General features: G+C 35.2%; 11 protein-coding genes. 1 reads left to right on the forward strand and 10 read right to left on the reverse strand.

The genetic code is table 11. From position 1 onward, the window contains the following. Positions 1 to 1082: 1082 nt before the first annotated feature. The 10 genes from GR162_RS17495 to GR162_RS17540 all read right to left on the reverse strand — a co-directional run bounded on the left by GR162_RS17495 (position 1083) and on the right by GR162_RS17540 (position 17645). Entirely contained in the window at positions 1083 to 1826 is a 744-nt protein-coding gene (locus GR162_RS17495; RefSeq protein WP_160783173.1) for a rhamnogalacturonan acetylesterase, read from the reverse strand. Between the two features lie 209 nt (positions 1827 to 2035). Continuing rightward, entirely contained in the window at positions 2036 to 3391 is a 1356-nt protein-coding gene (locus tag GR162_RS17500) for a glycoside hydrolase family 28 protein (protein ID WP_160783174.1), read from the reverse strand. Positions 3392 to 3876: 485 nt separating this feature from the next. Next, positions 3877 to 5874: a pectate lyase gene (pelA, locus tag GR162_RS17505; protein ID WP_160783175.1), complete on the reverse strand. Its 1998-nt coding sequence runs from the start codon at positions 5872 to 5874 to the stop codon at positions 3877 to 3879. A 239-nt stretch (positions 5875 to 6113) separates the two neighbouring features. Beyond that, positions 6114 to 7703 carry a glycoside hydrolase 43 family protein gene (locus GR162_RS17510; RefSeq protein ID WP_160783176.1) on the reverse strand — a complete coding sequence of 530 codons (1590 nt, stop codon included), beginning with the start codon at positions 7701 to 7703 and terminating at the stop codon, positions 6114 to 6116. Positions 7704 to 7883: 180 nt separating this feature from the next. Continuing rightward, complete coding sequence (locus GR162_RS17515) at positions 7884 to 9107, reverse strand: glycoside hydrolase family 105 protein (RefSeq protein ID WP_160783177.1); 1224 nt, start codon at positions 9105 to 9107, stop codon at positions 7884 to 7886. 263 nt (positions 9108 to 9370) lie between these two features. Beyond that, positions 9371 to 10336, reverse strand: a complete 966-nt coding sequence (locus GR162_RS17520; RefSeq protein WP_160783178.1) for a DUF4861 family protein — start codon at positions 10334 to 10336, stop codon at positions 9371 to 9373. 12 nt (positions 10337 to 10348) lie between these two features. Next, positions 10349 to 11287 carry an alpha/beta hydrolase gene (locus tag GR162_RS17525; RefSeq protein ID WP_160783179.1) on the reverse strand — a complete coding sequence of 313 codons (939 nt, stop codon included), beginning with the start codon at positions 11285 to 11287 and terminating at the stop codon, positions 10349 to 10351. Positions 11288 to 11387: 100 nt separating this feature from the next. After that, on the reverse strand, positions 11388 to 13061 hold the full coding sequence (locus tag GR162_RS17530) for a RagB/SusD family nutrient uptake outer membrane protein (protein WP_160783180.1): 1674 nt from the start codon (positions 13059 to 13061) through the stop codon (positions 11388 to 11390). Positions 13062 to 13073: 12 nt separating this feature from the next. Continuing rightward, a complete protein-coding gene (locus GR162_RS17535) occupies positions 13074 to 16175 on the reverse strand; it encodes a TonB-dependent receptor (RefSeq protein WP_160783181.1) in 3102 nt (1033 codons plus the stop codon). 30 nt (positions 16176 to 16205) lie between these two features. Next, positions 16206 to 17645, reverse strand: a complete 1440-nt coding sequence (locus GR162_RS17540; RefSeq protein ID WP_160783182.1) for a glycoside hydrolase family 28 protein — start codon at positions 17643 to 17645, stop codon at positions 16206 to 16208. 288 nt (positions 17646 to 17933) lie between these two features. Between GR162_RS17540 and GR162_RS17545 the strand changes: the two genes are divergently transcribed. Further along, a complete protein-coding gene (locus GR162_RS17545) occupies positions 17934 to 18962 on the forward strand; it encodes a LacI family DNA-binding transcriptional regulator (RefSeq protein ID WP_008467665.1) in 1029 nt (342 codons plus the stop codon). Positions 18963 to 19003: the final 41 nt, after the last annotated feature.

The following is a 19003-nucleotide window of genomic DNA, read 5'->3' on the forward strand; positions in this document are numbered from 1 at the left end:
AATTAAAAGAATTTCAATAACATTCAATAAATCAAGACATAAGATTTAAAACAGTATTGAATTGGTTACTTTTAATTGTTTATTTTTAATAAATTTGATACTAGAAAATTATGCTGCAAAATTCCTTTTATTTTACAATTCATTTTGCCTGTAAAAGGTTTTAGAATAATAGATTAAGACATATTTGTTCAAATTTGAAACAAAATGGTTAAAAAAACACGCTAAACACCATCTATTCCCATATAAATCAATGCATTACTCAAACAAAAGACCGGTCTGGACTATTTGAACCAGCAGAAAAAAAATAAAATATCACTATACAGGCGTAAAACAAAATATATTTAAAAGTCATTTATTTTGGATCCTACTCTTGTCAATTCAACATTATAGAGATAAAAAAGATTTAGGAAATCTCCTTAAAGCGGCTACTCGAGCCACTTGCAACCGATAAAAAATTAAAAAATAGCGTGTATTTTTACTTAAGGGCTTTTAGAAGAAGTAAAGTATATTCTAATACTATCGGCAAAGGATGAAGAGCCTAAGCTTTCTAGGCTATTGTGTTAGTCTAAAGGCGTAAAAGAGATTTTATTAGTATAAAGTTAAATTTCTTCTTTTATACATACCACTGATAAACAGTTAATTAGGTTTCATTTTATAAAATGAAACCTTTTATTTTGCAACATGTTATAAAATATATAATAAAATACTTACCTATTTGGTTTAAGGGGAATTATTGCAATTGAAATTGCCATTTTTACAGTAAACACCTGTATAAATGATAATTGCATAAAAAAAAGGAGAAAATAAGAAATTTTCTCCTTCGTGTTATGGCTTGTAAAAAATGTAAACAATCACCTGAGAATTTCACAACCAGATTATTATTTTACAGTTGCAAATATCTTTTAATCTGAATATCTAAATTGCCTCTAAAAGTTTTTATAATGGCATTTTGGGACAAAAGTTAATTGTTGATAGTTTATTGTTGATGGTTTATTGTTGATGGTTGACGGTTGATGGTTGACGGTTGATGGTTGACGGTTGATGGGTGATTTTTAATTTTTAATTGATAAGCTAGGAAATCATTACTTTATTCCGTTTTTTAGATTCTTTAATGAAGGGTCTTTCGAGAGCTTAATTTGGTTAACTACAATTTCAGCAATTTTATTGGCTCCTAATAATGAAAGGTGCGTATCATCGGCTTTATCTTTATCGTAAAAGGCATTTTCTCCTGCTTTGAAATGAAGATGAAGCTGTTTTGATTTTTCAGGACCATAAGACTGTTCCAACAGCTCGGTGTAATATTCTAAATCTATAAAAGGCACATTATATTCTTGGGCAACCAATCTGGTTTCTAAAGGGTAATCGCCATGTGTTGGGACTAAAACACCTTTTTCGTTAAAGTTACGTCTGCTAATTGAGGTTAATAATACTGGAATTGCGCCTTTTTCTCTGCTTTCTTTTACAAATTTTATTAGATTATATCTGTAAGCTGTATGCGGGTTTGTATAACGCGCAGAGTCTTCTATTTTCTGGTCGTTATGCCCGAATTCGATAAAGACATAATCTCCTTTTTTCAGTTTATTGTAAATAGAATCCCAGCGTTTTTCGTTTATGAAGCTTCTGGTGCTTCGTCCGTTTACGGCTTTGTTGATTACGGTCACATTTTCGTTGAAAAAGGGTTGCAATACCTGCCCCCAGCCGTGTTCTGGATTTTTTTCTGGGTCTTTTTTATTGGCCATTGTGGAGTCGCCAATGCAGTACAGGGATGTTTTTTGGCCAAAACAAACTGCGGAGATAAGGAATGTTAGGATGATGCATTTTTTCATTTTCTGTTGTTTTTGTTTTTGCTTTTTACTGCGAAGTTTTTTCTACCGCAAAGTACGCTAAGGATACGCAAAGTGCGCAAAGGTTTAATAAAGAAGGCAAAGAGACAAAGCTTTGCGCCTCTTTGACAAAGCACATAAAGAACAAAAAACTTTGCGAACTTTGCGCTTTCCTTGTGTTCTTTGCGGTAAAAAAACACTTTACGATAAACCTAATGCTTTGAAACTGCCGTAGGCACTCCAGCTCGTTTGCCTATAAAAACATCTGTCATCAAGACGTTTTCTGCATTTTCGTTTGACAGTGCATTTTTAGCTTCTTTTATTTCTATGTTTTTTAATGCTATGTTCTTGATTTTTTTGTCTGCGAATCCTTGAATTACAATTCCCGATTCTGATGCTTTGTTACAGGTTATATTTGAGAAATATACATTTGATATATCCGATTGATGGCCTTTTCCTTCTCCGTGATAATTTGCTGTAATGTAAAGGCAATCTTCTACTTGGTCTAATTGAATATTTCTAACAAATATATTTTTGATATATCCGCCACGATCGGCATTGGTTTTTAAATAAATGCCTCTTTTTAAATATCCCGCTGTTTTGCAGTTTTCTACAAATACATTCTGAACTCCTGCTGACATTTCGCTGCCAATTACGACTCCGTGCAGTCCTTTAAAATTACAGTTTCTAACGATAATATTTTGGCTTGGCGTGGCTGTATTGGCTCTTCCTTCGTGGTCTCTTCCTGCTTTTATGGCAACATTGTCGTCTCCGTTATCAAAAGTGACATTTTCGATTAAAACGTCTTTTGCGTATTCGGGATCGATTCCGTCGTTGTTGTGGTTGAGCGATTTATAGCTTATGCCGCGAATGGTTATGCTTTCTGATTTTAAAAGGTGCAGACACCAAAATGGCGAGTTTTCGATTCTGATATTTTCGACTAAAATGTTTTTGCAGTTTAAAAACTGAATCATCTGCGGTCTTAAAAAGTAGCCTTCTCCAAATTTTCTTTCGCTTAATGGAGTGTTGTTATGATTCATGTCACGGCTTCGGTTTTTGCCTTCGTTTTCTTTTGCTTTAAAGGTTTTCCACTTCTTTCCTCCTTCTCCATCAATTGTTCCTTCGCCAGAAATGGCAATATTGGTGCAGTTGTTAGCATAAATAAGCGGACTGTAATTATACAGCATCGTTCCTTCCCAACTTGTTAAAACCATTGGCAGATAGTCTTCTGGATTGTCGCTGAACTTTATTTTTGCACCTTTTTCCAGCTTCAAATTGACATTGCTCACAAAATGAATTGGTCCGTTTATTTTATAGATTCCTTTTGGAACAATAATAGTTCCGCCGTGGTTCTTTTTACACAATGCCATCGCTTTATCAAAAGCTTTTTTATTGTCTGAAACAGAATCTCCCTTTGCTCCTAATTTTAAGATATTGATTTGAAAGGAAGGAATTTCTGGAAGCTTTATATTCTTTACAATAGAATCGACTTTTGCTGACGGAAAATCTGCGTTTTGTGCAAAACAGGTGCTAGTAATAAGTATTAAGAGAAGATATTTTAAATTCATTTTTTAAATATTATTTTTTTGTTTCACGCAGATTTTGCTGATTTTAGCAAATAGACGCAGATTTAATTCTAAATAATCTTTTTAATCTGCTTTGATCTTTTTTATCCCGATAGCCATCGGGAGCATGAAAATTTTACTCTCGCAGATTTAGCAGATTATGCAGATTTATTTTTTCTTTTCTTATACCGCAAAGGTCGCTAAGTTTTTTTCTTTATTTACTTTGTCAAAGGACACAGAGTTTTGTCGATATGCTTTGTGTCCTTTGTCTTCTTTATCAAATCTTTGTGAACTTTGCGTATTCTTTGTGTACTTTGTGTTAAAATAAAATTTTGCAGTAAAAAATCGAGTCTCTACGTGAAAATCTTTGCGAACTTTGTCTCCTTTACAAAAACTTTGTGTTCTTTGCGTATTCTTTGTGTGCTTTGCGGTAAAATTAACCGCATAGTATTGCAGTTTGCGCTGTAAACTGAGACTGCGACTGAATACTAAAAATACCACGCTCCAACCTTATCCTTAAGAATGTTCTCAATAGAATATTGCGCCGCTTCTTTTTTAGAAAGCTGATGTGACCATTTTACTCTTTTTGCTGGCTGAAAACCTTCGCCTGTGCAATTGTATTCGGCATAAAAGGCATTTTTTTCCGCTTCGGGTTTCGACCAGTTTTCCCAGCCTTCTGGTTTAATTTGGCTGCCCATTTCACAATTAATAAAAACCGTTTTGGCATAAATGCGCCATGGTCTTCCTAAATAAACGTCTTTTGCTTCTGGATTTGATGTGAGTTTACAATTCTTAAAAACGAATCCAAACAGCGTTCCTTCTGGAGTTGAAGCAGCTGTGATATACGAACTTTTGATGCTGTGAATGGTACAATTCTCAAACAAAGCTGTTGCGCCTCCAAAAATAAAATCGGTTGTGCCTTCGATATAACAGTCTTTGAAATATTGTTTGGCTTCTTTTCCTGATAGGTATAAAGTGTCCTGATTTCCAAGCAGATTGCAGTTTGTTATTTTGGCGCGATTTGCTGTAACCGACAATGCAATAGCCTGTCCGCGTTCTCCTGAGGTATTTTTAATGGTTAGGTTTGATGCCGAAAAATCGTCTCCTTCAACCAAAAGTGTGTACGTATAAAAGGTGCTGTTTCTTCCCAATGCAATTTTCGAAAAATTATCATCAAAGGTAATGATGGTGTTTTCTTTGCTTTCGCCTTGCAAAACCACGTTGGTATTCCATTCTGGAATTCGGACTTTCTCGTTATACGTTCCGTTTTTTACAAAGATTGTCACTTTCTCATACGGAAAAGCAGGAGTTGCATAAACGGCATCCTGAATTTTAGTGTAATCGCCTGAACCGTCTTGTGCTACGGTAATATAGTTTACATTTTTCTTTTCGGAAGCGCCTACTTTAGTACCGTTTTTAACTGCCCATTCTGGAAATTTTTTCAATACTTCCTGCGGTGCGTCTGTATACCAAGAATAGCCATTTCTTCTTTCTGCTCCTATTTGATCTAATGCTTTTTTCTTGATTCCGTCGCGGTCGCAAAAGAAAGGTTCATTGGTTTCCAGATCCATAAACCTTGCCCAAATGGGTTTGGCATTGGTTGTTGGAATCATTTTTTTATCTACAATTTTTCCAGCGTCATTTAGGACTCTTTTTTCTTCTAAATTGGTGATTTTAGTCTTTTCGAACCACTCCACAGCACTTTTTACAGCCGTTACCATTTCTCTTGAAGGCTTATCAATCGACATTAAAAGCAGGACTATTTTTGCCGATTCGTAACCGCTAAGTGAAGCCAATTCAAAAGCTCTAGCATTTGCGGGAGCCAATGTAACTTCGTCATGCTGTGCGCACCACGCGGTAAGAACTCCGTTTTGCTTGTATTGTGTTTTTAAAATGCAGTCGATTCCTTTATCAAAAGCTTTTTTGCACTTTTCTACAACTTCTTTTGATGGTTTTATACTGTAATAATCCGATTCATCTGCTACAACTTTTATGACATTCATAATATTCACCATCGAATCATCATTGTAGGTAATATGAGTATAATAGCCTTTTTTTAACGGATAAAACTGTGGCCAGCCTCCATTTGCATATTGCGCTTCAAGCAGATAATTCAATCCTTTTAAGAAAGATTCTTTATAACGTTCGTCTTTTACCTGCGCGTACATTCTAGACATAAAAAGCATTTCCTGACAAGTTGCTCCGTTGTCTGTTGTGGTTTCTGCAGCTGTTTTTTTGAGTGCCATTACCTCTTTTTTCTGCTTTTCGGTCAGTTCATCTTGCATCTGAATATTCTTTGGCCAGCCTCCAATATCTCTTTGGTAGAGCAATACGTTTTCGGCTATTCTTTTTGCATCAACTGTTGCAAACCAAGCGGCATCACTCTTACGAATAATGTCAGGCCATCTTTTGTAGGTGGTTTGAGCATGAATTCCAATGCTTAAAAATAGAATAAGCATTAAAGCTGTTTTTTTTAATTGCATCATTTAATGTTTTTTAATGCTTTGTTGTAAGAAACTATTTTATCTTCTAAAAAGTGAAAAATTAAGCTTATTTTTAACCTAATTGTAAGAAAAATCATTTAAACACATATTTAAGAAGTCTTTTTCTTACGAAATATGTTTTGATATTGCTTTTTAATTTTCGTTCAGCAGAATCAAATTATGAAAGCCGTTTTTTTGAAAAAAATTAAAAATTCTCCTTTTTCTTCCTTTTTTGCACTTTTTTATTTCGTGATTCGAAACCAATCTACTTCAACATTTCCAGAATCATTTTTTATTTCTTCACCTAAAGCAAAAAGTCCGACTTTGGCACCAATCCATTTTCCCTCTCTAGATTTGAAATCATTTCCGATAGACTGATAATTTTTATCGTCTAAGCTGTAAAAGAAACTGCAAATACCATCTTTCTTTATTTGAACTCTAAGGTAAATCGTATTGCTTTCTATTAAAATTGGTTTTGTTCCCGTTTCTGAAACCGTTTTGTCAAAAGTTCCCGTTTTCTGATTCAAGTATAGTTTTCCATCAACATTTTTAAAACATAGAAAACTGTAATCTAATCCCATTACAATCAAACCTGTTGATTCGCCTTTCAGTCTAGAATTAAAAGTCAGTTTTGTTGTAGCGGTAAACTCTTCTGCTGGAAATTTTTGCAGCAATACATTTGGCGCATTAAAAATGTTTGCTGTTGTAGTGTTGCAAAACAAATTTAGATATCCTAAACTTGTCGGAAATCCGAAATTGGTTTGTTTGTTGGCCTGCCATTGCCATTGCAATCCCAATTTAGGTTCATTAAATTCATCTGAAGTTGCCGGAACTTCTATAGGATATTTTTTGCCGACATTTGGCTTTCTGTAAGTTGTTACGGGTTCGCCAATTCCGTTTTTATCAAAATCTTCTCCCATAACCGGCCAGTCGTTTACCCATTTCATTGGCTGTAGATGCACAATTCTTCCGTAAGCGCCTTTATCTTGAAAATGAAAAAACCAATCTTCTCCTGTCTGTGTCGTTACCCAAGCACCTTGATGCGGACCATTTATAGCGGTCGAACCTTGTTCTAGAACCTTCTTTTTTTCATAAGGTCCGAAAACATTTTTCGACCTTAAAACCGTCTGCCATCCTGTTGGAACGCCACCTGCGGGAGCAAAAATATAGTAATATCCATTTCGCTTGTAAAATTTTGGGCCTTCAATAGTTTCTTCGCCTTTATGTCCGTCAATCACCATTACTTCGTCATTATTCACAACGGTTCCTTCTGGATTCATGGTGCAGACCACTAACAAACTTTTAATTTGCGCACGGCTTCCTGCAAAGGCATGAGTCAGATAAGCTTTGCCGTCTGTATCCCAAAGCGGACTTGGATCAATCAAACCTTTTCCGGCTTTAACCAAAAGCGGTTCAGACCAAGGCCCTTCTGCTTTTTTGGCTTTTATCATATAGATTCCGAAATCGGGATCTGGGTAATAAATATAAAATTCATTTTTATGAAAGGTAATGCTTGGCGCCCAAACTCCATTTCCGTGCTGTACGCTATCGTACGTTTCAAATGGCGGTTGTTTTACCAAAGCATGACCAATAATTTTCCAGTTTACCAAGTCTTTCGAATGTAAAATTGGCAAGCCCGGAATACAGTTAAAAGATGAAGCTGTCATATAATAATCATCGCCTACGCGAACAACATCCGGATCTGAATAATCAGCATGAATAACAGGATTGGTGTAGGTTCCGTCTCCGTTATCTGGCGTCCAGACTTGTGCTGTATTCTTTTGAAAAGGAATAATGCAGAAAAGGAATAGGATGATTTTAATATTTTTCATTTTTAACTATACTTTTTATTTAAACCCGACAGGTTCTAAAAACCTGTCGGGTTCTAAATTTGCTTTTCTTTGAGGAGTTACTTTGCGATGCTTCGACTCCGTTCAGCAAGACAAGGCATTGCAATTGATAATTAACAATTGACAATTATCAATTTTCAATTTTCAATTTTCAATTATCAATTATCTGTTCAACTCAATAGCTGCCAAAATAAAAGGCCCTGTTGCTTTAGGATCGTTGTCTTTTTTTCTTTCGTTTACGTAATATTCGTAAGATCCGTCACGGTAAGGATTTCCTCCTAAACCTGCCACTTGACAGCAGTTGGTTAAAGTGATTCCGCCATCTTCGTCTACTTTTTTGATTAAAACTGTAGTCAATCCGTCAAAAGCTTTGTTGGCTGCTTTTTTAAATTTAGCTGGCAAATAGCCTTTGTTTACTCCTTTTGCATACGCGTAAGCAAACATAGCCGAACCAGAAGCTTCTAAATAATTATCTTTTTGACCGCCTTTGTCTGTAACCTGATACCACAAACCTGATTTGCTGTCTTGAAATTTAAGAATCGCTTCAGAAGCATTGTTTAAATATTTGATCAACTCTTTTCTTTTTGGATGGTCTTTTGGAATATAATCTAAAACATCAACCAACGCCATTACGTACCAGCCTAAAGATCTAGACCAGAAGTTTGGAGAGTTTCCTGTTTCTTTATTTGCCCAAGGCATTTGTTTGCTTTCGTCCCAACCGTGGTACAATAATCCAGTTTTTGGATCTGTAGCTTTTGATTGAATTATTTCAAATTGTTTTGCGATATCATCAAAACTTTTCCCGTTTTCAAATTTAGCTGTGTATTCTGCGTAGAATGGCTCTCCCATATACAAACCATCTAACCACATTTGGTTTGGATAGATTTGTTTGTGCCAGAATCCGCCGCTTTGAGTTCTTGGCTGCTCTGCAAGCTGTTTGCGAATTAGCTGTAATGCTTTTAAGTATTTTTCATCTTTTGAAGTTTCATATACATCAAAAAGAAGGCGTCCTGGCAATACTAAATCAATATTATATTTATCAAACTCGTACGTAGTAATGCTTCCATCTGTTTGTACAAACTGATCCACATAACTTCTTACGTAATTTTTGTATCTCGCATCAGGATTTTTTTTGTATAATTCTTCTATTGAATGCAGCACTAAAGCATGAACGTAATCCCACTTTGGCTTTTTAGCATCGTCAATCATATACGATTCTGGATGGCGTTTCATCAAGGTCAAAGCCATTTTATCAGACCATTTCGCATTTTTTCCAATCACGATATCTTTTGCAGGTTCCTGTGAGGTGACTTTACAACTCGTAATAGTCATAACAAAGACCATCAGAGCCGAGATGAAGTAATTGTGCTTTCTACTATTTTTCATTTCAACATATATTTAAATTCAACTTTTTTTTAAAACACATAGACACATAGTTTAGAATACTTAATAAAAGGTGTTTCACTTGCAATAAAAAACATAGTATGCTATGTGTAAGAAGCGAGCTTCTTTTGATACTCTTTTAAAATACAATAAATTCTATGTTTCTATGTGTTAGAATTATTCTCACGCAGATTCGGCAGATTGAGCAGATTTTTAAATCATTTTAATCTTCTATTCCGATAATATCGGGAGTGCCAAAAAACAATTTACATTTTGCCTTTTTTATCCAACACTTCCAATTGTCTATCTAAATATTGAGCAAATTCTTCTTTTGTTTTGATTCCGTTTACCTCTTGTTCCCAAGCGCCTAAAAGGTAAAAAGTCACCGCTTTTGTAGTTGGTTTAAAAACTAAAAGATAATCTAAATCTGTATCTGCTATGTTTTCGATAGTACTAATTTCATAAAAAATTGCCATTCCTAACTTATCTGGAACCAAAGATTGTTCTCCGTAAGTTGCCAGATATGCCCATTTTTTGTTTTTGCTTTCTTTTTTAAGCAATTCAGCTGTTTTTTGTTTTACAATTCCAGTACAGATTCCTTTGATTGCTTGCGATGCTTTAATCGTATGTTGCGTATACAATTGATCTGGTTTAATGGTCAATTCTGAAACAAAATCGATTTTATCTGAAGCTGTTTTCCAGCCATAATAATTTACTTTTACTGTAGACTCCTTAGCTTTATTAGCCACCGTTGCAATGGTTGAATCAACTTCACGAAAGTGCAATTTTTCGTTGTTTAAATAACGGTCGATAGAACCAATTCCGATTCCTTTTCCTGCTTTTAAAATATCTGCTCCCCAATCGCTCATTTCATGGTACGAATCGAAACCGTCCTGCCCTACTTTTGGCAAAATATTTTCTGATGTCTTTTTTCCGAAGATATCAATAGCATTTCTCCAATCCAAATACAAACGGTATCCAATTCTGTTGTTTTCCCAGCCCGGCCCTTCATAACGAATGTCAAAAGAATGGTCAGTATGCTCTGGAGCCAACTTTAATCGGTCCACATTTTTAAACACCGTACCGCCTTTGTACTTTCTTCCTTCCCATTTCCCATCTGTTTTTGCAGATATTTCGGCATACGTTTTATTGGTTTTGATATCATATTTCTGCGCATTTATGGCTGTTAAACCTGCGAAAAATAAAACTGCTGTGGTGATTTTTGCTTTCATTTGTATTCTAAATTATTTAAAAATTTTATCTAAAAATCGTACGCTGTACGAGATTGTCTGCGTAAACCAAGGCTCATAAAACCAAAATGAATGTGGCGAATCTGGAATAGTCTGCACTTCATTATAGATTTTATATTGGTTCAAAATCTGAATCATGTCGTCTCTTCCTGCATGAAATCTCGGAATACTGCTGCAGATGTATAATACCGGCGGTGTATTTTTGTCCGTATGACTCAGTGCTGAAGCATTTTTCCAATTTTGGGGAATCTCATCTGATTTTCCTCCCAGCCAAAATGCTGCCATATCTCCTTCTGAAGATTCTGGATGTTTGAATGCCAAGACTCCATCTACATCAATTATGGCATGAACTTTTGAAGAAGAACGGCTTTTAAAATTTTTATCTTCAAAAAGCGGATTAGTATTTGTTGTACCAATCAAAGCTGCCATTTGCCCTCCCGAAGAACAGCCTAAAACCGCAATTTTGTTTGGATCTACATTAAATTTCGCCGCATTGTCTTTGATAAATTTTATCGCGTTCTTAACGTCAATAACTCCTGTTGGGTATTTTGCTTCTAATGATAATCGGTATTCGATAGCAAAACAAGAATAGCCCTTTGCTGCAATTCCTTTTCCGATAAACTGCATTTGATTTTTATTTCCCGATCTCCATCCTCCGCCATGAATCATAATTACGGCAGGATTTTTTTTCTTTTTGGTATTAACAAAAGCATCTAAATGTAAAACGCGATCTTGTTCTTGATTGTAAACCAAATCGAATGTTTCTTTAACGGCTGGATTTGACTTTATTTCTGGAATCGTGATAAATGGATATTTCTTAATTAATTTAGCATAAGTGCTTTTAATGGTATACGACGTGTCGACCTTGTACTGCTGGCTTTGCATTACAATTGCATTAAAAAACAACACTAATATTAATTTCAATTTTCGCATTTCTACTCTTTACTTTTTAGTTAAGAAAGGAGTTCGACCTATAGTCAAACTCCCTTTTAACTACTTCAAAAAACATAGTTCTCAAAAAACTAACAAATTACTAATAACCAGGATTTTGAGGGAAATCTTTATTTTGATTTAAATCTAAAGCAGATTGTGGTATTGGTCTTAATATTTTAAGCTTACCGTCAACACCCACAAAATTTGCTTCTTTAATTTTATAATTATGAGCTGAAGCTCTTGCTACCAAAGTTCCTGTACGTTTTAAGTCGAACCAGCGTTTGTATTCGCCTAATAGTTCTCTTCCTCTTTCGTCTAAGATATAATCGATATTAAACTGAGCTAAAGTGGCATTAGCAACTCCTGCTCTTCTTCTTACCTCGTTTAAACGCTCTAATCCTGTTCCTGGGTTTCCAGCTTTTAAATACGCTTCAGCCGCTACAAGATAAGTTTCTCCCAATCTTGCTACAATAATATCTCTTGTACTTACAGGCCCTGTACTTGATGGCGTTGTTGGATCTGGATCGTCAAATTTCTTAACTGGAATAGTATAACAGTCTAAGTTTTTAATTAACGTATGAGCTGCAGAATATTCTCCCCAAGGATGATATACAAATGTCGAAGCTAGTCTAGAAGCATTAGCAGTCATCCAAGCTGTCTTATCAGCAGGCGTAAACCATTTTGGCTCGTAAAAATGTCTTACTTTTAAAGAAGCTGGATTTGAACTTCTATAGTACGGATAATATAAAACTGTTTTTGTAACTCCGTTTGTTGTTTCTGGCCCTTCTACAATTTCAGTCATAAAAGTCGCGTTCCATCTCGCATCGCCTTTTTCGTATAAACCTAAAGCGTAATCTGTAGGACACAAATTGTAGCTTCTTAATGGCGCTCCTGTTTCTGCCCCTCCTAAATACGAACTGAAATAGTAAAATTGATTGTTACCTAATGTTGTAGGGCTTGTACTTGTTGAAGCCTTGTCATATTGTACAGAAAAAATCGTTTCAGCATTTAAATCGTTTCCTGGTTTAAACAACTGATCGAAAGCAATTGCTAAAGTCTGTCCTGCAATTGCTGCATCTGCATAAGCGGCCGCTTTTGAAAAATCGTCCGCTTTACCAAAAGTTTCGTACCCTCTTGTCAAATACACTTTTGCCAATAAATCGTTTACAGCTCTTTTGTTTACTTTACCAGATGTGCTGTAAGCAGCAGTTCCTACATTAGCCAAAGCAAAATCTAAATCTGATATAATTTGTGTATACACTTCTTCTGCGCTGTTTCTTGTAAAAGACAAAACAGGTGTTGTAATATTCTCGCTTACAATTGGCACACCTCCATAGGTCTGAACTAATAAGAAATAGGCTTGAGCTCTTAAAAATCTAGCTTCTCCTAATAGCATATTCAAATTGGCAGTTTGTTCTGTTACACTTGAATAATAAATTGCTTTATTCACAGATTGAATTAACTGATAACAAGGTCTGTACAAATCGGCAACATTGTCTGAAGACGGAATTAAAAGCGTATACTGGCTTAGACCTGCAGGCTCTGGAGTTCTTCCTTCGGCGTACATGTCTGTTCCTGCCTCAAAAAGCCACGGATTTCCTCCGTAAATACTTTTAAGCCAAGCATAATTTGTGTTTATTAATAATTGAAAACCAGCAGCTGTTTTATAAGTTCCGTCAGCAGGAACATTTGACAAACTTTCCTCTTCTATATAATTACTGCAAGAACTTAAAGTTCCCACAATGATTCCTAATAATATGATGAATTTTTTCATTTGATATCTTTATTAAAATTTAACACTTAATCCCAATTGCGTAGTCACTGATGCTGGACGGTTTACTCCAAAAGCAGCGCCAGCCCATTCAGGATCATATCCATCAAAATCTGTAAATACAAATGGGTCTAAAACATTCACATAAATTCTCAGATTACTGATTTTAAGCCTTTTCAATAATTCAGAATCCAATGTGTATCCTAAAGATATATTTTTAATTTTCACGTAAGAAACGTCTCTGTAATACCCAAATAAAGAAGTCCAATAAGCTCCTGCTCCAGTAGCCACAGGGCCTGGTCTTGGGTGTTCATTATTTGCATTAGCCGCGATTCCTGTTCCGTTTGTTGGAATAAAATAATCCATTGCCAATTTCTGACGTCCTCTATCACTTACATCAGCAAAATTTTGGTGGAAAGTACTCAAAACCGTTTGCCCTTGGCTTGTTAAAACTGAAAAATTGAAATCAAAATTGCCAACAGTCAATTTAGAATATAAACTTCCCTGCCAGTCTGGATTTGCGTTTCCGATTACAGTTCTATCATCTTGGTTGAATTTCCCGTCATTGTTCAAATCCTTTGGTCTTGCCTGTCCAGGAGCCATTCCGTAAGATGCTGCCTGCGCCGCTTCGCTTTCTTGCCAAACTCCATCATAAACATAATTGTAGTTTGGATTTAATTCAGATCCTAAGATTAATTTATTACCAATATCACTTACTTGATCCTGATTGTAAATTGACTCTAATTTGTTTACGTTTTTAGTAAACGTAAAAGTAGTTTCCCAATTTACATTTTTGCTTTTGATATTTTTTGTAGTTAACAAAACCTCTACTCCTTTATTGCTAACAGATCCAACATTAGCAAATGTGTTTTTATAACCTGTTTCAAGAGGCAATTCTTGTTTATAAATTAATTTATCTGAAAGTCTGTCATAAACGTCTACGCTACCTGTAATTCTGTTGTTTAAGAATCCGTAATCAAGACCAAAGTTTAACTCTCGTGTTTTTTCCCAAGTTAAATTTTGATTCGCTAAATTTTCAGACTGCCAGCCCGAAACCACATTGGCTCCGTTTGCATAAAAAGTCTGCTGATTTAATAAAGCCTGAGAAGTATAAGGCGCAACGTTGTCATTTCCTGTATAACCTAAACTCGCACGAAGTTTTAAATCTGAAACAACGGAACTGTTTGCTAAGAAAGATTCTTTGCTGATTTTCCATCCTAAAGCTACAGAAGGGAAACTTTGCCATTTATTGCCTTCAGATAAAACAGAAGAACCATCCCATCTTGTAGAAGCTGTCAATAAATATTTGTCTTTAAAAGTATAATTTAAACGAACCGCATAAGAACTTAAAGTATTCTTTTGATAACCTGAGCTAATGTTATAACTCGTCTGAACTCCAGATCCCATATTATTTGATCCAACATCAAAAGGCTGATTGTTTGAATATAAATAAGACGTTTCATCAACATTTGAATACAAACTCTGCAATAATAAAACACTAAAATCATGCACTTCTTTAAAGGTGTGTTTCAAATCGATTTGGTTATCCCAAGTGTAATTAAAGTTGTTGAAGTTTTTAATTGATGCCGAATTTTTTCCATTTAAGGTTACACCTGCATTGGTTTGCGCTTTATAAGAAGCACTGGTAACAGTATTTTCGATACCGGCTGCAAATGTTGTTTTGAACGAAAGCCATTTTAAAGGCTGATATTGGAAGAAAACGTTTCCAACTGTTTGCCATGTTTTTTCTGTTTGAGAAGAATTGGCAATTTCCATTAAAGGGTTTACGGTACTTGTTTTATTAATTGCCCATGAACCGTCAGGATAAGTTAATTTCCCTGGAAGGAAAAATAGCGTTCCCACTTTTTCGTTTCCTTGTGCATCAACAGCCCAAGGCGACATTAGCGGACTTAATCTAAAAGCATCCTGCATCGCTAAGTCACTTCCTAATTGAGTATCAAGACGTGCAACCGTAATATTGGCGCCTGTCGTAAATTTATCATTGATTTTATGATTCAATCCTAACTTAAAAGAATATTTATCTGTCGAATCATTTTCGATAAGCCCTTCATCGCTTTGAACGCCAAATCCTAAGTTATAGCTCAAACCAGAATCTGAACGTCCTGTAACATTCAAATAATTGTTTTGTGTCATACCCGGTTTAAGAACAGCATCTGTCCAGTCAAAATTATAACCGTTGTTGGCACGAGAAACCAATAAAGGACTCTGATTTCCTGCTAAAGCGGCTAATTGCGCTGGCGTTTGTGTTTGAGGTGTTGCACTCATATAAGCTACTTGATGGAATTTCCACCACTCTTCTCCAGTCATCATTTTTGGCATTCTAGTGGCTGTTTTAGTTCCGTAAGAAGTATCAAAAGTTACGTTAATTCCAGATTTAACATTAGCACCACTTTTTGTAGTTACGATAATCACACCGCTCGCTCCTCTAGAACCATAAATTGCAGCCGAAGAAGCATCTTTTAAAACGTCCATTCTAGAAATATCCTGCGGATTCAAAAAGTCAATATTATCAACTGGAACGCCGTCTACGATATATAAAGGCGATGAACCCACTAATGAGTTGTTCCCTCTGATTACCACTTTGTATCCGTCTCCTGCACGTCCTGAAGCAGATGAAATCTGAACTCCTGGCGTGCTTCCTTGAATTGCCTCTAATGGACTTGTAGTATTTCTTTCTGTAATAGTTGCTGCGCTGATGGTACTGACAGATCCGGTAAGATCGGTCTTTTTTACAGATCCGTATCCGACCACAACAACTTCATTTAATGAATTGGATTGCTCAGCAAGTGTCACATTGATTTTTGATTTTCCAGCAACGCTTACTTCTTGTGTCTGAAATCCTAAATAGCTTATTATTAAAATAGCTTTACTGTTTGATACATTAATCTTAAAACTTCCTTCAAAATCTGTCGAAGTTCCATTTTTTGTTCCCTTCTCATTAATGTTTACCCCTGGCAGTGACATACCAGTAGCGTCGGTAATCTTCCCTTCTATTGTGGTTGTCTGTGCATGTATAGAACTGCACAGTAAGAAATTCAGGAAAAAGAAAAATACAAAGTACTTGTCTTTTTTCTTAGATAATTGTTTAATACTCATGTGGTTTAAAGTTTGGTTAATTGATAGTGTTTAGTTCGTAATAGATTCTACTTTTTTCTCATTGATGTAGGTATTTATAAAATTTATGTTTTTTACGTTTTTTAATAAATAGAGGGAATCAACCTTTTGAATCTTTACATTTTTCAAAGTAATATTCTCAACTGGAGATTCTGCGTAACCTTCTGCCCAAACGCTGTATTTACCACCGTTTTTTACAGTCACATTTTCTAAGCTAACATTTCTAATGGTTGGAATAAAATTCCCAGTCTGAGATCCGTATACATTATAAAACATGTTTAATTTCAAGACGCATTCTTTTACCGTTCCCACTTCAAGGTTTCGCACATAGATATTTTCAATGATTCCGCCTCTCCTCGAATTGGTTTTTATACGAATGGCACGATCCAAATTCGGACTGTCCATCAAACAGTTTTCTACAAAAACATTATTTACTCCTGCAGAAATTTCGCTTCCAATTACAACACCACCATGACCGTCAATCATTTTACAGTTTTGCACAATGATATTTTTACTCGGTATAGCTACTCTTCTTCCGTCACCATCACGTCCTGCTTTAATCGCAATACAATCATCACCTGTATTGAAAGTGCAGTTTCTAATTAAAATATTTTGTGAATATTCTGGATCACAACCATCATTGTTCGGGCCATGGCTATTAACCGTTACGCCATCAATAATCATGTTGTTTGTTTTTATTGGATGCAAAATCCAAAATGGAGAATTGATAATTTTAATATCTTTTACTAAAGCAGTATTACATTCAAAAAACTCAATGAAATTAGGTCTTAAGTAACGTCCGTCTCCAAAAACTCTTTCTGATACAGGAACTCCCTTTTCTGCCATATCTACCAAAACTTCACGATTTGTAGGATCATTTTGAGACGGAATTCCTTTTTTCCAGCCATAGTTTTTTCCTCCAGACCAAATCCACCAGTTTGTACTGTCCGCTTGGCCATTTAAGGTTCCTTTTCCTGTAACCGCGATATTGGTTTTGTTTTTTGCATAGATGAGCGGAGAATAATTCATTACTTCAGTTCCCTCCCAAGAAGTATGAACAATAGGATAATCTTTCGGATTTAAACTAAAAAGAATCTCTGCATGATCTTCTAAATGCAGATTAACATTGCTTTCCAAATGAATTGCGCCTGTCAAATATTTTCCGTTTGGAACTAAAACCCGACCACCTCCATTTGCAGCACATTCTTGTATTGCTTTTTGGAATGCTAAAGTGTTTAATGTTTTTCCGTCAGCAACAGCACCAAAATCGTTTATGTTATACACTTTATCTGAAAAATGCACTTGAGGAATACTTCTTATAACCAAATCCATTTTTTGCCATGGATTTTCAGTAGAAACAGAAGAAGAATGTTTTACACATGATGGCATCAGAAGCCCTAAAAAGGCTAAAAAAAGAATCTTTTTGAATGCGACAATCTCCTTTGTAATCATTTGCACAGATTTTTCTTGTTTGAATATCAAAAACTTCATGTTTTATGTAATCGATTACACGAAAGTAGAAAAATTGTTCTAAGAGACCAAATTAATTTAGGAAAAAATTATATATTTAATTTTTATTACAAATTTTAATTACATTTAATGCAAAAAATTAGATAATTTATTATCATTGTAGAATCTAAAACGTTTGAGTTTTTAATTATGGTAATCGATAACAATATTCATTGCATAATGAAAAAAAATGTACTTTTGTTTAAAAATAATTCGATAAACTTTTTTTGAATGAGTGAAAAAGTAACTATTTACGATATTGCTGAAAAATTAAACATCACAGCTGCAACAGTTTCCAGAGCGTTAAACAATAATCCTAAAATAAAGGAGGCGACGCGTGAGCTAGTTATCAAGACTGCTGCTGCGATGAATTATAAGCAAAATAAATTGGCTCTAGCTTTAAAGAGTGGCCGAAGTAATAATATCGGAGTTATTGTGCCGCGTATTGATAGCAATTTTTTCGCCTCGGTGATTCGAGGAATTGAAGAAGAGCTTTATCCCCACGGTTATCAGGTTATTATCTGTCAGACTCATGAAAGCATCAAAAGAGAAAATGAAAATCTTCATACACTCGTAGACGCGCAGGTCGACGGTATCATGATGTCTGTTACCGGAATTTCAGACGAGAATGACAGCGCTTTTAGAAATGTATTAGAAAAAAATGTACCACTGATATTTTTTGATAGAAGCAAACATATTGACGGTGTGAGTTCTGTAACGATAAATGACTTCAAAGGTGGTTATTTGGCCACAAAACATTTAATCGATGAGGGCTGCAGAAACATTGCTCATTTCTCTGGAGACCAATCGTTGGACATCTTTAAAAATAGATTTTTGGGATACAAACAAGCCTTATTAGACAGCGGACTTGATTTTAAAGAAGAATACGTTATTTATACCAAAAGTAGCGTTGACGCAGGTAAAGAATCGGTTGACAAACTTTTACAATTGCAAACTCCTCCTGATGCTATTTTTTCTTCGAGTGATTTTGCTGCATTGGGTGCCATACAAGAATTAAAAGAAAGAAATATCAGCATTCCAAGTGAGTTTTGTGTTGCGGGTTTCAGTAACGAGCCTTTTACTAAATTCATGGAATTATCGATTACTTCTGTAGATCAGTCACCGCTTGAAATGGGAAGAATGTCTGCCCGCGTTTTCTTAGAACAAGTCGACAAAACAGATGCGATCAAAATTGAAAAAAAGGTAGTTCTAGCACCAGAATTACATATTCGTAAATCTTCTACGAGAACTAATTTTTAATTTTTTTTTCACCATATAAGTTATATAAGCTCATTTTTAGA

The organism is Flavobacterium sp. HBTb2-11-1 (assembly GCF_009826975.1).
In the GTDB taxonomy this organism is placed as follows: Bacteria; Bacteroidota; Bacteroidia; order Flavobacteriales; family Flavobacteriaceae; genus Flavobacterium.